The 21,435-nt window shown below is 39.6% G+C and carries 15 protein-coding genes and 2 pseudogenes; all 17 read left to right on the plus strand.

All coding sequences use genetic code 11. The features are described 5' to 3' along the window. Nucleotides 1–45: 45 nt before the first annotated feature. The 17 genes and pseudogenes from ACZ1GV_RS02710 to ACZ1GV_RS02790 all read left to right on the plus strand — a co-directional run bounded on the left by ACZ1GV_RS02710 (nucleotide 46) and on the right by ACZ1GV_RS02790 (nucleotide 21,430). Nucleotides 46–543: a DUF411 domain-containing protein gene (locus tag ACZ1GV_RS02710; protein ID WP_004589252.1), complete on the plus strand. Its 498-nt coding sequence runs from the start codon at nucleotides 46–48 to the stop codon at nucleotides 541–543. Next, nucleotides 543–1,970 carry a TolC family protein gene (locus ACZ1GV_RS02715; protein ID WP_058405788.1) on the plus strand — a complete coding sequence of 476 codons (1,428 nt, stop codon included), beginning with the start codon at nucleotides 543–545 and terminating at the stop codon, nucleotides 1,968–1,970. Before ACZ1GV_RS02710 ends, ACZ1GV_RS02715 begins: the two co-directional genes overlap by 1 nt. Then, complete coding sequence (locus ACZ1GV_RS02720; protein ID WP_472675130.1) at nucleotides 1,970–3,712, plus strand: efflux RND transporter periplasmic adaptor subunit; 1,743 nt, start codon at nucleotides 1,970–1,972, stop codon at nucleotides 3,710–3,712. Before ACZ1GV_RS02715 ends, ACZ1GV_RS02720 begins: the two co-directional genes overlap by 1 nt. A 14-nt stretch (nucleotides 3,713–3,726) precedes the next feature. Further along, the gene (locus ACZ1GV_RS02725; RefSeq protein ID WP_472675131.1) at nucleotides 3,727–6,891 is read left to right on the plus strand and encodes an efflux RND transporter permease subunit; all 3,165 of its coding nucleotides are present in this window, start codon (nucleotides 3,727–3,729) and stop codon (nucleotides 6,889–6,891) included. Next, nucleotides 6,884–7,591 carry a PepSY domain-containing protein gene (locus ACZ1GV_RS02730; RefSeq protein ID WP_210560107.1) on the plus strand — a complete coding sequence of 236 codons (708 nt, stop codon included), beginning with the start codon at nucleotides 6,884–6,886 and terminating at the stop codon, nucleotides 7,589–7,591. The genes ACZ1GV_RS02725 and ACZ1GV_RS02730 overlap by 8 nt, the downstream gene beginning before the upstream one ends. Next, nucleotides 7,591–9,423, plus strand: coding sequence for a 2Fe-2S iron-sulfur cluster-binding protein (locus tag ACZ1GV_RS02735; RefSeq protein WP_210560106.1), 1,833 nt, complete (start codon nucleotides 7,591–7,593; stop codon nucleotides 9,421–9,423). The genes ACZ1GV_RS02730 and ACZ1GV_RS02735 overlap by 1 nt, the downstream gene beginning before the upstream one ends. 24 nt (nucleotides 9,424–9,447) lie before the next feature. Continuing rightward, a complete protein-coding gene (locus ACZ1GV_RS02740) occupies nucleotides 9,448–9,795 on the plus strand; it encodes a copper resistance CopC family protein (protein ID WP_210560105.1) in 348 nt (115 codons plus the stop codon). A gap of 18 nt (nucleotides 9,796–9,813) precedes the next feature. Beyond that, entirely contained in the window at nucleotides 9,814–10,710 is an 897-nt protein-coding gene (locus ACZ1GV_RS02745; RefSeq protein WP_210560104.1) for a copper resistance D family protein, read from the plus strand. Between the two features lie 21 nt (nucleotides 10,711–10,731). Next, nucleotides 10,732–11,196, plus strand: a pseudogene (locus ACZ1GV_RS02750) (YybH family protein). A 125-nt stretch (nucleotides 11,197–11,321) separates the two neighbouring features. Beyond that, nucleotides 11,322–11,744 carry a hypothetical protein gene (locus ACZ1GV_RS02755; RefSeq protein WP_210560102.1) on the plus strand — a complete coding sequence of 141 codons (423 nt, stop codon included), beginning with the start codon at nucleotides 11,322–11,324 and terminating at the stop codon, nucleotides 11,742–11,744. A 310-nt stretch (nucleotides 11,745–12,054) separates the two neighbouring features. Further along, nucleotides 12,055–12,468, plus strand: coding sequence for a MerR family transcriptional regulator (locus ACZ1GV_RS02760; protein WP_138522053.1), 414 nt, complete (start codon nucleotides 12,055–12,057; stop codon nucleotides 12,466–12,468). Between the two features lie 101 nt (nucleotides 12,469–12,569). After that, on the plus strand, nucleotides 12,570–14,807 hold the full coding sequence (locus ACZ1GV_RS02765) for a heavy metal translocating P-type ATPase (RefSeq protein ID WP_472675132.1): 2,238 nt from the start codon (nucleotides 12,570–12,572) through the stop codon (nucleotides 14,805–14,807). A 17-nt stretch (nucleotides 14,808–14,824) separates the two neighbouring features. Further along, nucleotides 14,825–15,178, plus strand: coding sequence for a cupredoxin domain-containing protein (locus tag ACZ1GV_RS02770; RefSeq protein WP_210560100.1), 354 nt, complete (start codon nucleotides 14,825–14,827; stop codon nucleotides 15,176–15,178). 134 nt (nucleotides 15,179–15,312) lie between these two features. After that, a complete protein-coding gene (locus ACZ1GV_RS02775) occupies nucleotides 15,313–15,891 on the plus strand; it encodes a recombinase family protein (protein ID WP_210560099.1) in 579 nt (192 codons plus the stop codon). Between the two features lie 41 nt (nucleotides 15,892–15,932). Further along, nucleotides 15,933–17,219: a hypothetical protein gene (locus tag ACZ1GV_RS02780; protein ID WP_210560098.1), complete on the plus strand. Its 1,287-nt coding sequence runs from the start codon at nucleotides 15,933–15,935 to the stop codon at nucleotides 17,217–17,219. 167 nt (nucleotides 17,220–17,386) lie between these two features. After that, a pseudogene (locus tag ACZ1GV_RS02785) lies at nucleotides 17,387–17,806 on the plus strand (PhoH family protein); the annotation flags it as partial. Nucleotides 17,807–17,842: 36 nt separating this feature from the next. After that, on the plus strand, nucleotides 17,843–21,430 hold the full coding sequence (locus ACZ1GV_RS02790) for an ATP-binding protein (RefSeq protein WP_472675133.1): 3,588 nt from the start codon (nucleotides 17,843–17,845) through the stop codon (nucleotides 21,428–21,430). The last annotated feature ends 5 nt before the right edge of the window (nucleotides 21,431–21,435 follow it).

Genomic DNA, 21,435 nt, shown 5'->3' on the forward strand with positions numbered 1-21,435 from the left:
CGTCGTAGCGCTATAGATATTTTCCAGCGATGTCTGGGGGCAAAAATGATCAATAAGTATTTAAAAATAGCAGTAGTAATGCTGCTTTCACCTGCGTTTGCAAACGCCAACGAACATAACCATGCACACAATAACGACGTAACACCTTTGGAGTTAATCGTTTATAAAACCCCTACTTGTGGGTGTTGTAAAAAATGGATAACTCATATTGAAGACAAAGGGATCGTTGCGCATTCCAAAGATTTCCGAAACATCGGCAACATCAAAACTAAGTATGGTATCAAACCTAATTACCGTTCATGCCACACGGCAGTGAGTAGAAATGGATTTGCCTTTGAAGGTCATATACCTGCTAAATTTATTCAGCAGTTCTTATCAGAAGAACATCCCAATGCGATTGGGCTTTCAGTTCCAGCAATGCCAGTTGGCTCTCCCGGTATGGAAGTCGATGACCGCTTTATGCCATACAACGTGTTAATTCTATTTAAAGATGGAACGAGCAAAGTCTATGCAAAAGTTAAGACATACGAGGAGCAATTCTAATGAAATTGAACTCTTCAAACCTTACTTCACTTTCAACTGCATTAATACTCGGCTTATCTGTATTCTCAGCTCAAGCTGAGAAAGTAGTGTCGCTTGAACAAGCTATCACCTTAGCTCAGCAAAATGATCCTTGGCTTCATGGTAGCCGATTGAAACAAAGTGCAGTTGAAAATAGAAGTATTGCTTCAGGTACTTTGCCTGATCCGAAAGTATCGCTAGGGATAATGAATTTACCAACAGATACTTGGGATTTAGATCAGGAAGGAATGACTCAGCTAAAGGTTGGCGTCTCTCAAATGTTTCCGAGAGGCGACAGTCTAGAGATCAAGCAAGATCAGTTACAAATTGAGTCCACGAAATTTCCACTGCTACGAGAGGATCGTAAAGCTAAGTTGAAAAGCCAAGTGTCACAACTTTGGTTAGATGCTTACTTAGCCCAGAAAACTATTAAATTGATTGAAGATGATTGGTCTCTCTTTGAGCAGATGGCGGAAGTGGCTAAAGCTAGCTATTCAAACGTTGTTGGTAAAACTAGACAGCAAGATGTTATTCGTGCTCAATTGGAAATAGTGCAGTTAGATGACAGATTAACTTCGCAAAAGCAGAAACTAGAAACGACAATCGCTCGCCTTAATGAGTGGCTTCATATTTACGATGCTGACCGATTGAATGAATCATTCAACTTTGACGCGCAACCACTAGAGTTTAGCGTCTCAAAAGAATTGCCTTCGATTCAATTGAATAATCCAACAGTCCTAAAAGCATCTAATTACTCAAGAAATCTATTGGCTCAGGCTCTTGCTAATCATCCAGCCATACTTGCAATTGATGTAAAACGCAAATCTTTAGAAAAAGGTGTTGAATTAGCTAAACAGAAATATGAGCCGCAATGGGGTGTTAATGCGAGCTATGCCTATCGTGACAATATGCCTTCTGGTGATAGCCGAGCTGATTTATTTTCTGTTGGTGTAACGTTTGATTTACCGTTGTTTACCGAGAACAGACAAGATAAGCAAGTTGCAGCTTCTATTGCAGATTCAGAGGCTGTTAAAACCGAGAAACTATTGCTGACAAAGCAAATGATCAGTGCGGTGGAAAAGGAGCTTAGACAGCTTAAGCGTTTATCTGATAGACAATCTATCTATCAAGAACAACTCCTTAAACAAACTCATGACCAAGCGGAAGCGTCTTTGACGGCTTACACCAATGATGATGGCGATTTTGCCGAAGTTGTTCGAGCAAGAATTGCCGAATTAAATACCAGAATATCAGCTTTAAGAATTGATGTTGATGCACTTAAAACAGTTACTCGCATCAACTATTTCTTTGCGCATTCTCAATCTAAATCAAATGCTGAACATAAGCCATTGCACACTTCGCACAAAACTAATCAGCACTTATCCAATAAGCAATTTGGAGAAAAATAATGTCAACGAATACGAAAACAATTATTGCCGTCATTATTGGGGCAGCACTAGGTGCAGGAGCATTGAGCTTATATCAAGGTGCAGGCTCAAACAGTGATACTGATGAAGCTACATCAGCAGAGAAACAACCGCTGTATTGGGTTGCACCGATGGATTCTAATTACCGCCGGGACAAGCCCGGTAAGTCGCCTATGGGGATGGATTTAATTCCTGTGTATGAGGAAGGATCATCTGGTGATGACTTTGGCCCCGGAGCAGTAAAAATTGCGCCTCATGTAGTGAATAACCTTGGGGTTCGCACTGCACCTGTTGAACTGAAAAATATGCATACTGAAATCTCAACGGTAGGTTACGTTCAATATGATGAAGATAAGCTAATTCATATCCACCCACGGGTTGATGGCTGGATTGATAAACTTTACATCAAAGCAGCAGGTAACCCTGTAGAGAAAGGGCAGCCTCTTTATACACTATATTCTCCTCAGTTAGTTAATGCTCAGGAAGAGCTGTTAATAGCGTTAAAGCGCAACAATAGTTCTTTAATTTTAGCAGCCAAAGATCGCCTAAAAGCGTTACAGCTTTCAGCAGACTTTATTAAAGAATTAGAGCAAACACGAAAGGTTCAGCAAACAATTACCTTTTATTCACCACAAGCAGGTGTTGTCGATGGTTTGAAGGTTAGAGAAGGTTTTTATGTAAAGCCGGGAAACACCTTATTAAGCATTGGCCAGCTAGATCAAGTTTGGGTTGAAGCAGAAGTGTTTGAACGTGACGCAGCCTTAATTAAAAAAGGACTTCCTGTATCAATGACACTGGATTATTTACCCGGTGAGGACTGGGCTGGTGTCGTTGATTATGTTTATCCAACATTGAACAGTAAAACACGCACACTCCGAGTGAGATTGAAATTTGATAACACAGACTATCAATTAAAACCAAATATGTTTGCACAAGTCTCTATTCACGCTAATCAAGCTGATAGCACCATCCTCGTGCCTAAAGAAGCCGTTATTAGAACAGGTAAACAGGACAGAGTAGTACTTGCGTTAGGTGATGGGCAATTTAAGTCTATCGAAGTGACGATTGGCCGAGTTGATCTCGATAGTATCGAAATCTTAGAGGGTCTTAATGAAGATGATGTTGTGGTGACATCAGCTCAATTCTTGATTGATTCTGAATCAAGTAAAAGCTCTGACTTTAAACGAATGACTCATGACGAAGTGCCTAACTCTGTTTGGATGCAAGGTGATGTTAATAGTGTTATGGCTGGGCACCGCATGGTTAATATTTCACATGGCCCTGCTGAAGCTTGGGATTGGCCTGAAATGGTTATGGATTTTACTGTGGCTGAAAAAGTCGATATTGACTCATTAAAGTCAGGTCAATCTTTGCACTTTGAAGTGAGCAAAACCGAAGACGGTGGATATGAAATTACTGGAATTCATATCATGAGTGAGCCTGAAGTATCATCAGCAACAGTATCTGGTTTGATCAATGCGATTGATATTGATACACGGATTCTAAATATTAGCAGAGGCCCAATAGAGAAATGGGATAGACCTGCTGCGACGATGGATTTTATCATCGCGGACAATATAGAAATGGTTGATTTCAATGTCGGTGATAATGTCACTTTCACTTTTGAGGTTAGAGATGACTTAGTTATCACTGACATTTCTCTTGAATCAGATGAACAACACGGCAAGGAAAATAAAGCTGCTGTTGATCATTCTAATCATTAAGTGGGAGAAAAATAATGATTGAATCAATTATTAGATGGTCTATCGGCAATCGTTTCTTTGTTTTGTTGATTACCTTAATTATCGCGTTTGGTGGTTTGTATTCATTACAAAAAACGCCAGTAGATGCACTCCCCGATCTTTCTGATGTGCAGGTGATAATTAAGACGAGCTATCCGGGACAGGCACCACAAGTAGTGCAAGATCAAGTGACGTTTCCCCTTACTACAGCCATGTTGTCAGTACCGGGAGCGCAAACTGTTCGTGGTTACTCATTTTTTGGTGATTCCTACGTCTATATCATTTTTGATGATGATACTGATTTGTATTGGGCTAGAAGCAGAGTACTTGAATACTTAAGCCAAGTAGCATCAAGCCTGCCTGATTCGGCAAAACCACAATTAGGACCTGATGCGACAGGTGTGGGTTGGGTATACATTTACGCTTTAACAGATAAGTCAGGAAACCATGATCTAAGCCAATTAAGAAGTATTCAAGACTGGTTTTTAAAGTATGAATTGCAAACTGTTCCGGGCGTGTCTGAGGTTTCCGCCGTTGGCGGTATGGTTAAGCAATATCAGGTACAAGTCGATCCCGACAAGCTCAGAGCTTATAACGTGCCGTTAAGTCATATCCAAATGGCACTTAAACGAGGCAATAAAGAAACGGGCGCATCTGTTGTGGAAATGGCGGAAGCTGAGTATATGGTTACTGCTACGGGGTATATTCAATCAGTTGGAGACATTGAGAAAATTCCACTTGGTATTAACGAACAAGGCACGCCATTGCGTATTGGTGATGTTGCTACCGTTAATTTAGGGCCTCAAATGCGCCGTGGTATCGCAGAGCTAAATGGTGAAGGCGAAGTTGTTGGTGGTGTTGTCGTTATGCGCTTTGGTGAAAACGCTCAACAAACCATAAACGGGGTAAAAGAAAAACTTGAATCGCTTAAATCTTCTCTACCAGAGGGGGTGGAGATTGTCCCTGTTTATGACAGATCGAAGTTAATAGATCGTGCTGTTGATAATCTTTGGAGCAAGTTGCTAGAGGAGCTTGCAGTCGTTGCTATTGTCTGTGTGGCTTTCCTATTTCATCTTCGCTCATCTATTGTGGCAGTTGTTACTCTGCCATTAGGTATCTTGGTGTCGTTCATTATCATGTATATGCAAGGCATCAATGCCAACATTATGTCTTTAGGCGGTATCGCTATTGCGATTGGTGCGATGACTGATGGTGCAATAGTGATGATTGAAAATATGCACAAGCATATGGAGAAAACACCACTAACAGATGAAAATCGCTGGCAAATTGTTGCTAAGGCTGCGAGTGAAGTAGGCCCTGCACTATTTTTTAGCTTACTGATCATTACAGTCTCATTCTTACCTGTATTTATCTTGGAAGCGCAAGAAGGAAGAATGTTCTCTCCGCTCGCCTATACAAAAACCTATGCAATGGCGGCATCAGCAGGTTTGGCGATCACATTGGTGCCTGTTTTGATGGGCTACTTTATTCGAGGCAAAGTTGTTTCTGAAAAGAAAAACCCGTTAAACCGATTATTGATTGCTATCTACATGCCTGTTTTAAAGCAAGTCATGAAGTTTCCAAAATCGACAATAGTAGCAGCAATATTAGTGACTATCGTTGGCTTTTGGCCTGTAGATAAAATTGGTAGTGAATTCATTCCGCCATTGGATGAAGGCGATCTCATGTATATGCCTACTACCTACCCCGGTATTTCAATTGGTAAAGCAAGGGAGATATTGCAGCAAACAGACAAGCTTATTCGCACTGTGCCAGAAGTTGAAACAGTGTTTGGTAAAGTAGGAAGAGCTGAAACTGCAACCGATCCTGCACCTTTAACCATGATTGAAACCTTTATTCAGTTGAAGCCTCAAGAAGAGTGGCGTGAGGGAGTTACAACAGAATCGTTAAAAGCTGAGTTTGATAAATTGGTTAAGTTTCCGGGCTTAACGAATGCTTGGGTTATGCCAATCAAGACCCGAATCGACATGTTAGCAACAGGCATAAAAACGCCTGTGGGTATTAAAGTCGCCGGACCAGAGCTTGATGTGATTCAGGAAATCGGCCAACAAATAGAGCAAATTTTACCCGAAGTTACAGGCACAGCATCAGTTTACTCAGAGCGAGTTGCAGGTGGACGATATATCAAGGTTGATATTTCACGCGATAAGGCAAGTCGCTTTGGGTTAAACATCGAAGATGTTCAACAAGTGGTTTCTACAGCTATTGGTGGTATGAACGTTACCCAAACGGTAGAAGGTCAAGAGCGTTACCCTGTTAACTTACGCTATCCGCAAGACTATCGAGACTCTCCTGAGCAGCTATCACGATTACCTGTTGTAACACCAAGTGGTCAACGCATTGCACTAGGTGATGTCGCAGATATTCGAGTTGAGAACGGTCCGCCGGGAATTAAGAGTGAAAATGCTCGTTTAAATGGCTGGACGTTTATCGATATAGACGGTGTTGACGTAGGTACTTATGTTGAAAGTGCAAAAATACACTTGGCTAATAATCTAAAACTACCAGCAGGTTATTCAATTACTTGGGCTGGGCAATACGAATATATGGAAAGAGCGAAAGAAAAGCTCACCTATGTATTGCCTTTAACACTCGCCATTATTGTTATTCTACTTTACTTAAACTTCAGAGCGTTTAGCGAAGTGGCTATCATTATCGTTACCTTGCCAATGGCAATGATAGGTGGCTTATGGTTGATGTATCTGGAAGGGTTTAATTTCTCAGTAGCCGTTGGTGTTGGCTTTATTGCGCTGGCTGGTGTTGCGGTTGAGATTGGCGTGATAATGCTGGTCTATCTTAATCAAGCGCTTGCTGAGCTGAAGGAAAAAGCCGAAGAGCGAGCAGAACGTATTTCAGATGATGCTTACCAAGATGCATTATTACACGGTGCTGGCTTACGTGTCCGCCCAGTAATGATGACGGTTGCCACAATCATTATCGGTTTAATGCCTATTTTATATGGTACAGGTACAGGCTCTGAGGTAATGAGTCGTATTGCAGCACCTATGGTAGGCGGAATGACAAGTGCTGTTTTGTTAACACTAATTGTGCTTCCAGCCATTTATTCAATCGTTAAAAAGCCTGAAGTAAATGCCTTTAATAAAGAGCTTTCTAACGCGGAGCTAAAGAATAATGCTTAGCAGAGTTAGGAAGTACCACAAATGGTTTATGGCATTTGTCGGAATGCAATTTCTGTTCTGGTCTATTACTGGTGTGTATATGGTGACTATGGATATTCACTATATACACGGTGAAACCTTGGCTAAGAGTGAGGAAGCCAAAATTGATTTAGCTAGTGTGGATTACTCCATTGCAAAGCTAGCTGCGGATTATCCTCAAGCTAGTCAAGTCACACTTACTCAAAGTATGGGCGACCCTTTGTATTCTTTTATTAATGGAGAACAGGGGAAAGTAGCAATTGATGTTAAAACCGGGGCTGTTCAGGCCCTTGTTGATGAAATCAAAGCTGAAAAAATCGCGCAATACCACTATGCAATGAATCATGAAATCGACGGCATAAGGCTGATTCAATCAGTCAAAGATATGCCTGCTGAGTTATCTCCAAGACACTTACCCGTTTGGAGAGTAACTTTTGACCAATTCGCCACACCAACATTTTATATAAGTCAACAAACAGGCGCACTTGTTGCCAAGCGTCATGATTACTGGCGCTTGTTCGATTGGATGTGGCGTTTTCACATTATGGATTACGATGATGGTGAAAACGTATCTAACTGGTTTTTGTTCTTAGTTGCAACTTTAGGTCTAATGGCCGCTATTGCTGGTGCAGTATTGACTTATTATCGAGTGCTTTCCCCAAATAAAAAGGGAGTCATTTGATGCGACTATTTAAGTTGAATACAACGTTACACAAATGGCTTTCTTTATTTGTTGGTTTACAACTGCTTATTTGGTTGGCAACGGGCCTTTACTTCAATTTGATGGATCACAGTAAAGCCAGTGGTAATGAGCTTAGAGTTCATTCTCATCATGAAGGTAACATTACAGACTTTAGATTTATCCCTATTAAAGACATTGCTAGTGAAGCACCTCAAGAAGTAAAACTTATATGGATTTTACATCAGCCTTACTATCATTTTGTGTTCGATAAGGGCCAGCATAGCTACCAAGAACGCCACTCAAAGCTATTTGATGCTTTAACAGGAAAGCCATTTAACCTGTCTGAAGAACAAGTACTAACTTTGGCAAAAAACTCCTATTCAGGTGAGGGCAAGCTAACTACACCAGTGTTATCTCAGCCCCCATTTTCTGATCACGTAAGGCAACAAAATCCTATGTGGCAAGTTGTCGTTGAGGATGAGAATAATACAACTATTTATTTAGATAGTATTACAGGCCAAGTGCTTCGCCATGCCAATGATGATTTCAGATTGAAAGATCTGATGATGAAGCTTCACTTTATGGACTATGGCAACTCTGGAGGGTTTAACCATTGGTTGATCATTGCATTTGCTTTCTCAACGCTATTACTTTCAGTTACTGGCGTAACTTGGCTGATACAGCAATATCAAAACGGTTTCCTAAAGCCTGTTTGGGGTAGCAATAAGCAAAAAGTTGCTGTGACCTTTTCCAATGAAAATACCATTACTGACATTTCAGCAACTGGTTACTCAACAGTATTAGAAGGATTAGCTAGTTCACATGTTTACCTTCCGTCAAGTTGTGGTGGAGGCGGTACATGTGGCAAATGCATGTTCTTAAGTTCAACTCAATTACCTATCACACTTTCTGAGCAGGAACATTTATCAGATGAGCAGCTTAAGGAAGGCTATCGGTTAGGATGTCAGCACAGATTCTCTGAAATTAGCTCAATTGAAGTTAATACGGATCTCAATATTGAAAATCATGAGCTAGTTGTGGTTACGACTAACTTCATTACTCCTTTTATCAAGGAAGTGAAGTTTAAGGTGAAATCAGGCAAACAATTAGCATTTAAAGCTGGTGCATATATGCAATTTAACGTGCCAGCAGGGATGAATAGTTTACGCCCAGATGATATGCCAGAGCACTATGAAAAATATTGGGAAAGTTACTCTCATGGAAAGTTTTCACATGATGGCGTAACTCGCCATTACTCCTTGGTTAACTTTGATCAAGAAACAGATGAGCTAACCTTCAACATCCGCTGGCAAACTGCTAAGGATGGTTATAAAGCAGGTATAGGTTCAAGCTATTTAGGGTCACTCGAAGTTGGTGAAACGATAATCGCAAAAGGTCCTTTTTCTGACTTTTATGCTACTTCAGGTAAAAAGGTTCCTCGCATATTTATTGGCGCTGGCTCAGGACTTGCCCCACTCAGAGCTATCATTTTTGAACAGTTGAAAAAGCGCCAAGATGAAGGTGACTTGACTCTCATCTATGGTGCGCGAACTGAAGATGATTTGCTGTACCGTGATGAGTTGAACTTATTGAGTGAGCAGCATAAAAACTTTTCTTATATTCCTACACTTTCTAACCCTTCAGAACAATGGCAAGGGCACTCTGGTTATGTACAGCAAGTACTTCTGCCGCATTTGAGCCAGAAAGTAAAATTCCTGTCTACAGAATTTTACTTGTGCGGCCCAGAAGCAATGATGAGTGAAGTGGAACAAATAATTACTGATGTTGGTATACCCAGTAATCAAATTTTCAAAGACAAATTTAGTCGTTAATACATAATTTAAATAGAGGTAAATATGAAAATATTAATTAAATTTTTAACCGTAATCAGCATTGTTTTTAGTAGTGCGGTGTTCGCGCATGTTCATCTTGAAAAAAGTGTGCCTGCTGATAATGCAATGTTAATGAAGACTCCAGAAGAGTTAACGTTGGCATTTAGCAAAGAGGTTCGTGTAGTCAAAATTACATTGAAAGATAAGCAAGGTAAAAAGATTAAATTTGGCTTCAAACCTACTAAAGAAACCAATACCGAATTTACGTGGAAGCTACCGAAACTTGCACCTGCTAACTATGTTGTTGATGTTACTTTCTTAGGTAAAGATGGGCATAAAATGAAAGATAGTTTTAGCTTTATGGTTCACTAATCTAATGGAGTGATTGCTATGGAAATGTATATCTGGAATACAGTCATTGTACTGTCAAAAATTGTATTTTACGTCGGTTTTGCCTGCATTGCTGGTTATACATTTTTCAAGCAAGTTTTTGAACAAAGTGAGCCTCATAATAACTTGGCAATAGCGAACCTAAAATGGATAAGGGCTTCTATAATCGTCGCTTTGATTGCAAATGCCATTTGGTTCTTCGCTAGTACTGGTGCGATGGTAGAAGAAGGCATTCAAGGTGCACTTGAACCTGATATGTTAGGTATTATTTGGGACTCTTCTATCGGTGATGGAACTTTACTTAGAGGACTTGGGTTAGTTCTAGCGATATTCGCGATTACGTCACACATTAAATTCAAATCTGTTGCGCTGAGCAACAACATAAAACAAAGCTTGTTAGGGCTTAGCCTTTTACTACTTTCCTACACCTTTAGCTTGTTCGGTCATGTATCTGAACTAGAAGTGTTCGAAAAAGTATTGTTGATGCTCCATGTGCTTGTTATGGCTTGGTGGTTCGGAGCGTTGTTTCCACTTAAACAAGCTTGCCATGAACAGGACTATGAGCAGCTCTACTCATTGATGGACAAGTTTGGAAGGCAAGCAAGTATCGCGGTGAGTCTATTGTTAATTGCTGGCCTTTGGTTAGCTTTTCAATTAGTCGGAAATGTTGGTGAGCTTTTTAGTTCAAGCTATGGGCAAACACTGTTGCTTAAATTAGCTCTCGTCACTTCGATATTGGGCATTGCAGCTAAGCACAAGTTAAAACTCGTCCCACAACTTAAAAATAGCGATGGTAGAGAAGCACTATCTAAATCTATCTCGATAGAAATGGTAGTCGCTTGTGCCATTTTATCTGTAACGGCAGGGCTTACTAGTGTTGTTGGCCCTGCAAATTAAAACTTAAAAGAGAAAATATAAATGAAAACAATAAATATATTACTCGTTTTATTAATGACGTTTAGTTTCGTAGCAAACGCTCATGGTGATAAGAACAAAGACAAAGGTTTGTTTAAAGGTATAGATACCCCTGCCGCAAAAGTTGTTTTGGCATTTCATCAAGCACTAGAAACGGGTAATAAGGATCTAGCAAGAGTACAGTTGGCTGATGATGTGACCATCTACGAGGGTGGCCGTGTTGAAAGAAGTGCTGATGAATATGCACATCACCATATGCTGTCGGATATGAAATATCTCGCTTCTATGAAGAGCAAAACACTAGAACACCAAGTGACGGTACTTGGAAACACCGCTATATCTGCCTGACGTAGCCACACTCAAGGTACATACAAAGGCAAAGAGCGTGATTATCAAGGCATGGAAACAATGGTTCTCGAAAAGCAAAACGGTGAATGGAAAATCAAGCACATTCATTGGTCACACTAATTTAATAGTCAAACAACGGAGAATTTTAAATGACTAAATATATCGCTGTAAGTACAAATGTTGACCTGTGTCATGAAAGTGTTTTGATAATCTGTTAGTGTTATGGTGCTATAGAAGGAATTAAAATGTCTAAACTTTTCAGATGGTTTAAAATAGTGATGATAACTGTGTTGCTCACGCAGCATGGCTTTGCTATTGCTAAACCAATGAATTGTGAAGAACATCATAAGGACTCTTCCGATACGCATATTATGCAACCAAGCAAAAATATGCACCATCAAACAATGCATGACAATACCCACCATCACACTGAAAATTTGCAAGATTCTAAACACAATCATGCCGATGAAGAGTGTGAAAAATGTAAAGCTGGTGATTGTCTATGCTGCGAAGGTGGCTTTTGTGCAAGCTTTCATTTAACTGCCTATCTTGTGCAAGAGGAAGAAGAAAGTAGCAGCAATATTAACTTAGACTTAATTTTTCAACGGATACCCCCGCCAGCCTCTGGCATCCATCTCTTACCTTATCGTCCCCCTATTATTAGCTAATCATGGGATCAGTGCGTCTTTTTTTCGCCATTCCCATCAAAAATAGAACGATATATTCATTGGTTTAAATAACCAACTGTTTTGAACAATTAGCACAATATTTTTGGGAGGCATGATGAACATGCTCAAATTATTGCAATTTACAGTAGTTAATACTGTCGATTTTGGCCGATATTCCCTCATTTCACCAAAAAATAGTTTTTTGCTTTTGTATTTTAAATCACAAATAAAAGTGCTTGACCTGTGTCTTAGACACAGGTCTAAGCTGTAGGTGAGAGTACAAACTTAGGTGAAAAACTAAGGAGTAAATATGAAAGTAACAGAGCTGGCAAAAAGCCTTGGAACGACTGCTGATACGGTGCGCTATTACACGCGATTGGGACTGTTAAAACCTGCTAAATCAGTGAACGGCTACAAGTCGTACTCGAATAAAGAGGTATCGAGACTTAAATTCATTTTAAGTGCCAGAAACCTTGGTTTTTCCGTTGCTGATATCAAGCAAATTCTTAATGAATCTGAAGATGGTAAAAGTGCGTGCCCATTAGTCAGAAGCCTGATCAAAGAGCGGCTTGAAGAAACAGAAAAACAGTTTCAAGCAATGTTGGCACTTCGAGGAAAAATGTCTTCAGCTCTTTCTCAATGGGAAGAAATGGAAGACAAAGCACCGACTGCAAACATGGTTTGTCATCTCATCGAAAACTTTGAACAAATTAAAAAGGCATAGGAGGAAAAATGGTGACTACTAATACAAATATAGAAACCGAATCAGGCTGTTGCTGTCAGGCAAAAGCTCAATCCTCTTCGTGTAAAAGTAAGGAGAATACGTTGGAGAAAGTATCACATAACCAACAGCTCATCATTGAAGGAGCTGGGTGTGCTAGCTGTGTAGGCAAAATTGAAGTGGCGTTAAAGGCAACTCTTGGTGTAGTCAGTGCGGAAATGAATTTTGCTGATAGGACTGTAACAGTTTCTGGGGCAGCTAAGACAGAAGAATTGATCAAAGCTGTTGAGTCTGTGGGGTATAACGCGAAGCCAATTGATGATAGCTCAGCAACAGATGCGCTTGACGAGAAAGAGGCGGCGGATTGGGCATATTACAAAAAGCTAATGCGCGATACGTTTATTGCCCTTTCACTCGGCGTTCCTTTGATGATCTACAGCATTGTGGTTGGAGAAATGACGGTTGAAACAAACCTTGAACGCATGTCTTGGCTGGTTGTAGGCATTTTAACTTTTGGTGTTATGTATTTTTCAGGTAAGCATTTTTATGTTGGTGCTTGGAAAAGCTTTAAAAACCACTCCGCTAATATGGACACTCTAATAGCTTTAGGAACAGGTACAGCTTGGGTGTATTCGATGGTTGTCGTGTTTGCACCTGAAGCCGTTCCATTGATGGCACGGCATGTTTATTTTGAAGCTACCGCCATGATCATTGGCTTAATTGATTTAGGTCTAGCATTAGAAATAAAAGCCAGAGGCAAAACCTCTGAGGCCATTAAACGTCTTATCGGCTTGCAAGCCAAAACAGCAACCGTGGTTCGTGACAACAAAGAAGTTCAGATTGGTATCGAGCAGGTTTTACTTAACGATATTGTGAAGGTAAAACCGGGTGAAAAAATTCCCGTCGATGGTGTGGTATTGGAAGGGCACACCTCTATTGATGAGTCCATGCTTACGGGCGAACCTATGCCTGTTGAAAAAGCCGAAGAAGATGAAGTTGTTGCAGGAACGTTAAACAAGTCAGGCATGATTTTGTTTAAAGCGACACGCGTAGGCAAAGACACGGCGCTTGCGCAAATCATCAATATGGTGAAACGAGCGCAAAATTCAAAACCACCGATTGGCCGCTTGGCCGATGTTATTTCAGCGTATTTCGTTCCTGTTGTCATGATCATCTCTATATTAAGTTCGCTAGCATGGCTTAACTTTGGTCCTGATCCTGCTATTGTTTTTGCCATCGTATCAGCAACTACCGTACTCATTATTGCATGCCCGTGTGCTTTGGGCTTGGCAACGCCCATGTCTGTCATGGTCGGAGTAGGAAAAGCAGCAGAAGCCGGAGTGCTTATTCGAAACGGAGAAGCGTTACAAACCGCCTCTAAAATCACTGCCATGATTTTAGATAAAACGGGCACTATTACTGAAGGGGCACCTAAGGTAACCGATATTGTTTTAGCAAAAGCTACTGACGAAAAAGACGTACTACAGCTTGCAGCAAGTTTAGAAAGCGGCTCAGAGCATCCTTTAGCGCAAGCGATTGTTGAAAGTGCGTTAGATCAGGATATTGAGTTACTAAAAATTGAATCGTTTAACGCTATTACGGGTTTTGGTGTAGAAGCAAGCTGCAATAATAAAGCCCTGCTTTTCGGAAACGATAAACTAATGAAGTTAAAAGGTATTGACCTTACTGGCTTTGTTGAACAAGCGCAGTCTTTAGCAAAAGAAGCCAAAACACCTATGTATTTTGCTGTTAATGGCGAGCTGGCAGCAATTATTGCTGTTGCAGATCCTATTAAGTCAGACTCAATTTCCGCGATTAAACGGCTTCAGACCAATGGGATTCGCGTCATCATGTTAACGGGCGATAACAAGGAAACCGCCGCCGCTGTTGCCAAAAAAGCGGGTATTAGTGAGTTTTTTGCTGAAGTGCTGCCAGAAGACAAAGCCAACAAGGTTAATGAGCTACAAGACAACGGCGAAACTGTTGGTATGACAGGAGATGGCATTAACGATGCGCCTGCACTTGCATTAGCCGATGTTGGTTTCGCAGTAGGCACAGGGACTGATGTAGCAATCGAAAGTTCTGATATTACCCTGATGCGTGGCTCACTTCACGGCCTTGCTGATGCCATAGCGGTAAGCAAAGCCACTTTACGAAATATCAAACAAAACTTGTTTGGCGCGTTTGTCTATAACGTAGCTGGGATTCCTTTTGCTGCGGGGATTCTATATCCCTTCTTTGGCATTCTGCTTAGCCCTGTAATTGCAGGTGCTGCAATGGCGTTTTCGTCATTGACCGTAGTGTCAAATGCAAATCGACTTCGCTTGTTTAAAGCAAAATAGCATTAAGGAGAAGCACGATGATGATAATTAACTTATTAGGCTTAATGTTAATCGCGCTGATCGTTTGGTGGTTTTGGCTGTACAAGCCTAACAAAACAATTGTGCAAAACAGTGAAGTGTTAATTGAAGTGAAAGATGGCGTGTATTCCCCATCTTCAATTCAGGTGTCTGCTAGCCAACCTGTCACCTTGAAGTTTATGCGCAAAGATCAATCCCCCTGCGCTGAAACAATGCTTATTCCATCATTGGAGATAAGCGAGCAGCTCAAATTAAATGAAATTACTCAAATTACCTTATCGAACTTATCACCGGGAGAGCATGAATTTCATTGTCAGATGCAAATGTATCGCGGTGTGTTAAAAGTAATTTAATTTTCATATAAACCATTTTAAGTATATTAAGTGTACGAATGTACCTATTAATTTTCGTTCATGAACGAAAGTGCTTTTGTAGACTTTCGTACACTTAGTTGGTAAGGTGTACGAAAGTTATAGGTTTCGTACATATGAAAGTTGGTTTTGCACGAGTATCAACTCATGAACAAGATTTAGCAGCTCAACTGTCAAAGTTGACTGACTTTGGTTGTGAAAAGGTTTTTCAAGGAAAGCAGTCAGGTGCTTCAGTTAGAAATGAAGAAAAATTAAAAGAGCTAATAGATTTTATTAGAGAAGGTGACGAAGTTATTGTTACTCGCCTCGACCGTTTGGGACGGTCGTTAAAATCTATTCTTGAGTCTATTGAAAGCATCCATAATAAAGGTGCTTGTTTAAACATTATTGACGGTTCACTCAATACAAAGAATGATAATCCGTTTTCCACCGCTATGATTAACCTGTGTGGAGTATTCGCTCAACTTGAGCGAGATTTGATAAAAGCAAGAACAGCAGAAGGCCGTGAAGAAGCTAAGGCTAAAGGCAAACATATGGGAAGATTGCCAGCTTTATCTGACAAACAAGCGAAAGAATTATATAAAGACAAGTTAAATGGTGACTCGATTTCAGCTTTAGCTAAAAAATATTCTGTTAGTCGCCCTACGGTTCACCGCACCATTGAAAGAATAGGAACGAAGAAGAATAAAAAGTAAGGAAAAGCTATGTGGTCTGACAAAGAATCTGATATTGATTATTGATTTTTAAATTAGGGCAAAGCATAGCAGACGTACATATAGAAAAACCTAAAGAGAATTATATAGTCGCTGGAGGTTTCAATGATTGGAAGTTACCTCGTCGTCTTGAAGTTACGACAGCATTCACAAGTAATCCTGCTAAGATAACTAAACATGGTTTTATTTCATTGATTCCTGATGCACCTCAACAGCCTTTCAACGGTTTAGCACAGCATGACCTATCCGTTTCATTAAGAATTCCAGATGAAGAAGAGGTAATTCGATGCCTCGTGTTAGATCATATTCATCGCTTCAGGTTTGAACATGACATGCGTTCTCATTTGGTTAAACCTAAATATTATGACTTGGAGTTATCTGATAAAGGTCAGAAACATCGTGGCGTTATTTCATTGTTTGATGGTGAACTATCTAAAGCCAAGATCTTAACGAATTCTTTTTGGCGTGGAATAGTTCGTAAATCTATAAAAAATTATAAGGCTTCATTCTCTTTGAACAAGCTAATATCAAAGATTGACCAGAATAATCAAGACAACCTTGCCCACATAACGGAACAAATGAGATTTACCAACGTTGGTCAGACGAAAAATTATTTAAGAAGTAATCTAAAAGACACAATAGAGTATTTAGTTCATCAAGGCGTTTTGCTTCAGGAGTATAGATGGCGTTGCTCATATTGCGGTAATGAAAATGGTTTGACTTTGGACACAATTAAATTGAATAACCATTGCTCCATTTGTGACCGAAATTATAATACACCAATAGATATGGAGTGGAGATACAAAATTGCCCCATTCATTACTTCTGCACTTATAGAGCAAAATGGGTTGACGGTTTTATGGGCTATTGATCATCTAATGGATGTATTCCGTCGCCCACAGTCTTTTTATTTGCCAGAAGTTAACCTTTATAAAAATCGTGATGACAATGACAAAAATGAGGTCGATTTGTTGGCCGTTATTGATGGAGAGTTCATAGCCGCAGAAGTCAAATTAAGTGCAGCTAGTTTCGTTGATTCTTCTGATGAAATAGCTAAATTTATAGATGAACTGAAAAGGCTAGCTCCTGATAAAGCATTTCTAATCTGCGAGCAATATTGTCAGGAACTAGCAAGTATTGATGAATATAAAAGTAAGCTAGATGAAGTAATCGTTAATGTACGTGAAAGTGTACCTAATTTAGACTTGAAAGTTATTGTCGCAAGTAACTTAATTGATTTTAATTCAGTGCCAAATGAAATTGGACCCTTAGGTGATAGGACAGATTCGTTCTTCCAAAGGTTGCAATAGTAGTTTTTTATGCCATAACTTGAATTAATAAGCTGGATTTTAAAAAATTGATGGTAGGTTGGCTAAGTTTTAAAATAGAATGAGACTAACTATGTTTCGATTAAGTTGCAATATAGTAATGATTTTTTATCTAACTTTTTGACAACCTAGGTGTGGATCTTAGGAAAACGGAAGAGGAGAAAATGGCTCCTTGGTTAGCCGCGATTACTGACTCACTTGAAGTGCTTCATAAACAAGATGAGAATCCAAGTTCAAGCGTTAATTACATCATGGAAAAGGCAAACATTCAGTTTAAATCGGTGAATTTTATGCGGGGTCGTAGTATTCAAAATGCGATTGTTTTGCTTGATGAGTGTCAAAACCTAACGGCATCACAGTTAAAAACAATCATCACTCGCTGTGGAGAGGGTACAAAGCTAGTGTGCTCTGGTAATTTGTCACAAATTGATAGTAACTATTTAACTGCAGTCACTTCTGGTTTAACCTATATCGTTGAACGATTTAAAGACTTCGAAGGTAGTGCAACGGTAAACCTAAATGGCGTTGTGCGCAGTCGCTTGGCTCAATTTGCTGAGGAGAATTTGTAAGTAGTTAAATTTTGGTGACTCTCAAAAGGTAGTAATTTGAATCCTTTTATTAAAGGTAAAGTTGATAAAATTGCAATAACCAGCATTTTGCTGGTTATTTTCTTGGTATGTTTAGTCATGTACCCTTTTTATCAAAGCCAAAAACAAAACTATTTGCAAACAGCCTTTGTTGAAGAAGAAATTAGTCTTGAACGGATTGAATTTAAAATAGCCTTCGCCAAAGAGCAGCTTATAAATGCCGGCTCGGTTATCGTAGACACTTTAAAAATACGATCTGAGATGGGTCATAGCGATAACGGAATTGGCAACTACAACCTCGCTGTAAATCAAACATCATTACTAAACCCCAATGCGGTAAAGGTAAAACATTACTCCTTGTTGTCATCGGATATGACAAAGTCGTTATCACCAACATCCACTTTGCCACCGCATTATGTTTTGACTGAATCTAGCCAGTTTTATCCTGCAATTGAGATGTTAACCCGCAGTAAAATTGTTGACTCTATATCTGTAATTGCGGATATGGGGAATTATGGTTTTCAAGCAATTCATTCGAAAAAAGAAGATATATCCGTCTCTCTAATGGAGTGGCTTAACATAAATAGCGATAAAATTAGTGCAAAAGGTAAGTTGAGTGATGTGGTTTTTACTCCGCCATTAGCAAATCGAAATGCGCTGGAAAATTATCTATTAGTTGCTATTCCAGTTACCAACAAAAAGCCAGTCTATCTTGTGGTTGAATTAAATCAGTCAGAGCTGATGCTTGATATTGAGAGTGAGACTAAATATGTATTGTGGCAAAAAAATAACGGTCGGGTAGTTAGCTCTAATATAGCAATTGATACTGAATCTTCTTCAAATGTACAAAACTATTTATTAACTCGTTATGTACCAGAACCGTGGCATGAACTTATTTTTTTGAGCCAACAAAGTGATGCTCGCTATTCAACAATCGATGAGCAAGAGTATGTTTTAAAAATAGAAAATATAGAACACTCAAATTATTTCGCATTCTTTTTTAAAAGAAATGAAATGTTTATTGACGAAGTTTGGCGACTATCGATGATCGAAGGCATCAAGTTAATGATGTTTGGCGGTGTTGGACTAACCATTATCTATTTGCTCATCTTTTATATGTTCGCCAAGCCAATATCTAACTTTTTGAATTTTATTGAACAACAAAATAGCTTATACGACAATCAGTTCGTGAAAAAACCGAAAGGCTGGGAGCCATGGTTCGAAAAAATAGCTTTGTCGTACCAAGACAACAGGAAGCTGTTTAATTCGTTGGTTATAAAAAACAAACAGCTTGATGAGAAAATTTTACAGCGTACACATGAGTTGCAGCTACAAACTATCTCAAAAGATCGAAACCTTGCTCTAAACCGGGCCATCATCAACTCTATGCCCGATATGATTTACTATAAAAATGTAGACGGTAGTTTTGTTGGTTGCAACAAAGCGTTTGAAAAGCTTTGTGGTGTCGCAGAGAGTGATTTAGTGACGTTAACGGTGGAAGATATTTTTAGTGCTGAGACGTCAGAAAAGTTATCCAATTTTGATTTTCAGGCATTAAAGTCGAAAAGGTTGTTCTCGGCAAAAATATGGCAAAAAATTAATACCGACGACGTTTATGTAAACTGGTTAGTTGCGCCAATCACAAATGCTGATGGTGAAGTATTAGGTACGGTAGGTTTAGGACGAGACATAACTGAACAAGAAGCAAACTTTAGGCAAGTGGAAAAAGCTAGGCAAGACGCGGAGCAGGCTAACCAAGCAAAAAGTGAATTCATTGCGAACATGAGTCATGAGATTCGAACGCCGATGAACGCTGTAATGGGAATGCTTGAATTGTTATCGAGTACTGCCCCGACGCCTCTTCAACATACGTATTTAGGTGTTGCAGAGTCATCATCAAGGCACTTATTGCAAGTTATAAACGATATACTCGATTTTTCTAAAATGAATGCCGGAATGCTAGAGCTAAATTATGATGACGTGAATTTATACGATGTTTTAGATGTTTCATTCGCAAATAGCTTAAGTGCAGCAATGGAAAAAGGTTTAATTTTAGATATCGACCTGCCAATTGGATTTCCGGTGCATTACCGAGCTGACAAAATTCGCCTAAGCCAAGTATTAACTAATCTAATTAACAATGCTGTTAAGTTTACAAACGAGGGGAGTGTAACCTTTAAAGGTCGCGTGATGACTCAAAAAGATAACGAGGTAATGTTATGTTTTAGTATTTCCGACACCGGCATAGGGATCCCTACCAATAGACAGCGCATTGTATTTGATGCTTTTTCTCAAGCGGATACCTCAATAACACGACAATATGGTGGTACAGGATTAGGCTTGGCGATTGTATTTCAGCTGGTGGAGTTGATGAATGGCGAAATCAGATTAGAAAGTGAAGAGGGAGTCGGTACAAGTTTTCACGTTATATTGCCGCTAGAGTTGTCGGTAGCAAGTGAGAATAAACCAATTAAAAAACGTTCTTGGGTTATATTTGCGACTAACCAAAAATTGGAAGGTTTTCTTCTCGATAAATTAAACGGCGATCAACAGACAGTTGTTAAGTTGCAAGATACAGACGCTGGTGTTGAAGCTGCAGCAGGCAATACAGTGTTGATTTGCCAACCCGCATTGCTAGAGTTGCTGCCTGAAGATTGGCGTCAAGCAATCACGGAAGGTAAAGTGGAATACCAACCGATAGTATTTAACTTATCGAACTTCACTAAATCGATGTTAGGCTCATTACCGTACAGGCCTATCTTATCTATGCCTTTTAGTACCGAACTATTAGTTAGTAACGAGCAAGTTGATAATAAACTTGATGAGAAGACAGCGCTTTGCGAAGGTAGTCACATACTCATTGTTGAAGATAATATAGTTAATCAGCAGGTTACGGCTTTAATTTTGGACTCAATTGGAGCGACCTACGATATTGCAGAAAACGGCTTAGTGGGACTAAGGCTGGTCAACAGTAATCGTTATGATGCCGCATTAGTTGATATTCAGATGCCAGTGATGGACGGATTAACTTTTGCAAAAAAAGTTAGGTCCCAAAGTCGCTTTGAGTCGTTGCCACTTATCGCTATGACTGCACATACTTACCCTGAGGACAAACAACGCTCTATGAGAGCTGGAATGTCGTTACATATTAATAAGCCCATTGAGCGAAGTAGTTTAATTGAGGCATTAAAAACCTTCTTGGAGTTTGACAAAAGTGTTAATCCTAAAGAGCTTCCTGTACCAGCCCTAGTTGAGCAAACAAACCCAACAGAAGTGTTAGATAAAGAAAACTTATTGGCACAGGTTGGAGGTAACTTTGGATTAATGTTGAAGTTATTAACTCTTTTCAAGGAGTCAAAGTTAGATGAATTAAAAATGCTTCAATCTAACGTTTTAGAGTTAGACTCTTTGGCGCTATTTTCTAAGCTACACAACTATGAAGGAATGTTGGCGAATATTAGAGCCAGCGAGAGTGTCCTGGTCATTCAGCAGCTTAGAACTGCTTTAAAAGCCGATGATACTGACATGATTACAGTTGCTACTAAAAATTGGGAAGACTCTTTACAACGGTTAATTAAGGAAATAAATACAATAATATCGCAATAACTTTT

This window comes from Psychrosphaera sp. HA2-10 (assembly GCF_055693745.1).

What these genes read in the sequence shown, in the direction of transcription:
- ACZ1GV_RS02710 (WP_004589252.1), top strand. Translation starts at nt 46, where the DNA reads ATGATCAATAAGTATTTAAAAATAGCAGTAGTAATGCTGCTTTCACCT.
- ACZ1GV_RS02775 (WP_210560099.1), top strand. Translation starts at nt 15,313, where the DNA reads ATGAAAGTTGGTTTTGCACGAGTATCAACTCATGAACAAGATTTAGCA.
- ACZ1GV_RS02715 (WP_058405788.1), top strand. Translation starts at nt 543, where the DNA reads ATGAAATTGAACTCTTCAAACCTTACTTCACTTTCAACTGCATTAATA.
- ACZ1GV_RS02720 (WP_472675130.1), top strand. Translation starts at nt 1,970, where the DNA reads ATGTCAACGAATACGAAAACAATTATTGCCGTCATTATTGGGGCAGCA.
- ACZ1GV_RS02760 (WP_138522053.1), top strand. Translation starts at nt 12,055, where the DNA reads ATGAAAGTAACAGAGCTGGCAAAAAGCCTTGGAACGACTGCTGATACG.
- ACZ1GV_RS02770 (WP_210560100.1), top strand. Translation starts at nt 14,825, where the DNA reads ATGATGATAATTAACTTATTAGGCTTAATGTTAATCGCGCTGATCGTT.
- ACZ1GV_RS02755 (WP_210560102.1), top strand. Translation starts at nt 11,322, where the DNA reads ATGTCTAAACTTTTCAGATGGTTTAAAATAGTGATGATAACTGTGTTG.
- ACZ1GV_RS02740 (WP_210560105.1), top strand. Translation starts at nt 9,448, where the DNA reads ATGAAAATATTAATTAAATTTTTAACCGTAATCAGCATTGTTTTTAGT.
- ACZ1GV_RS02725 (WP_472675131.1), top strand. Translation starts at nt 3,727, where the DNA reads ATGATTGAATCAATTATTAGATGGTCTATCGGCAATCGTTTCTTTGTT.
- ACZ1GV_RS02730 (WP_210560107.1), top strand. Translation starts at nt 6,884, where the DNA reads ATGCTTAGCAGAGTTAGGAAGTACCACAAATGGTTTATGGCATTTGTC.
- ACZ1GV_RS02735 (WP_210560106.1), top strand. Translation starts at nt 7,591, where the DNA reads ATGCGACTATTTAAGTTGAATACAACGTTACACAAATGGCTTTCTTTA.
- ACZ1GV_RS02745 (WP_210560104.1), top strand. Translation starts at nt 9,814, where the DNA reads ATGGAAATGTATATCTGGAATACAGTCATTGTACTGTCAAAAATTGTA.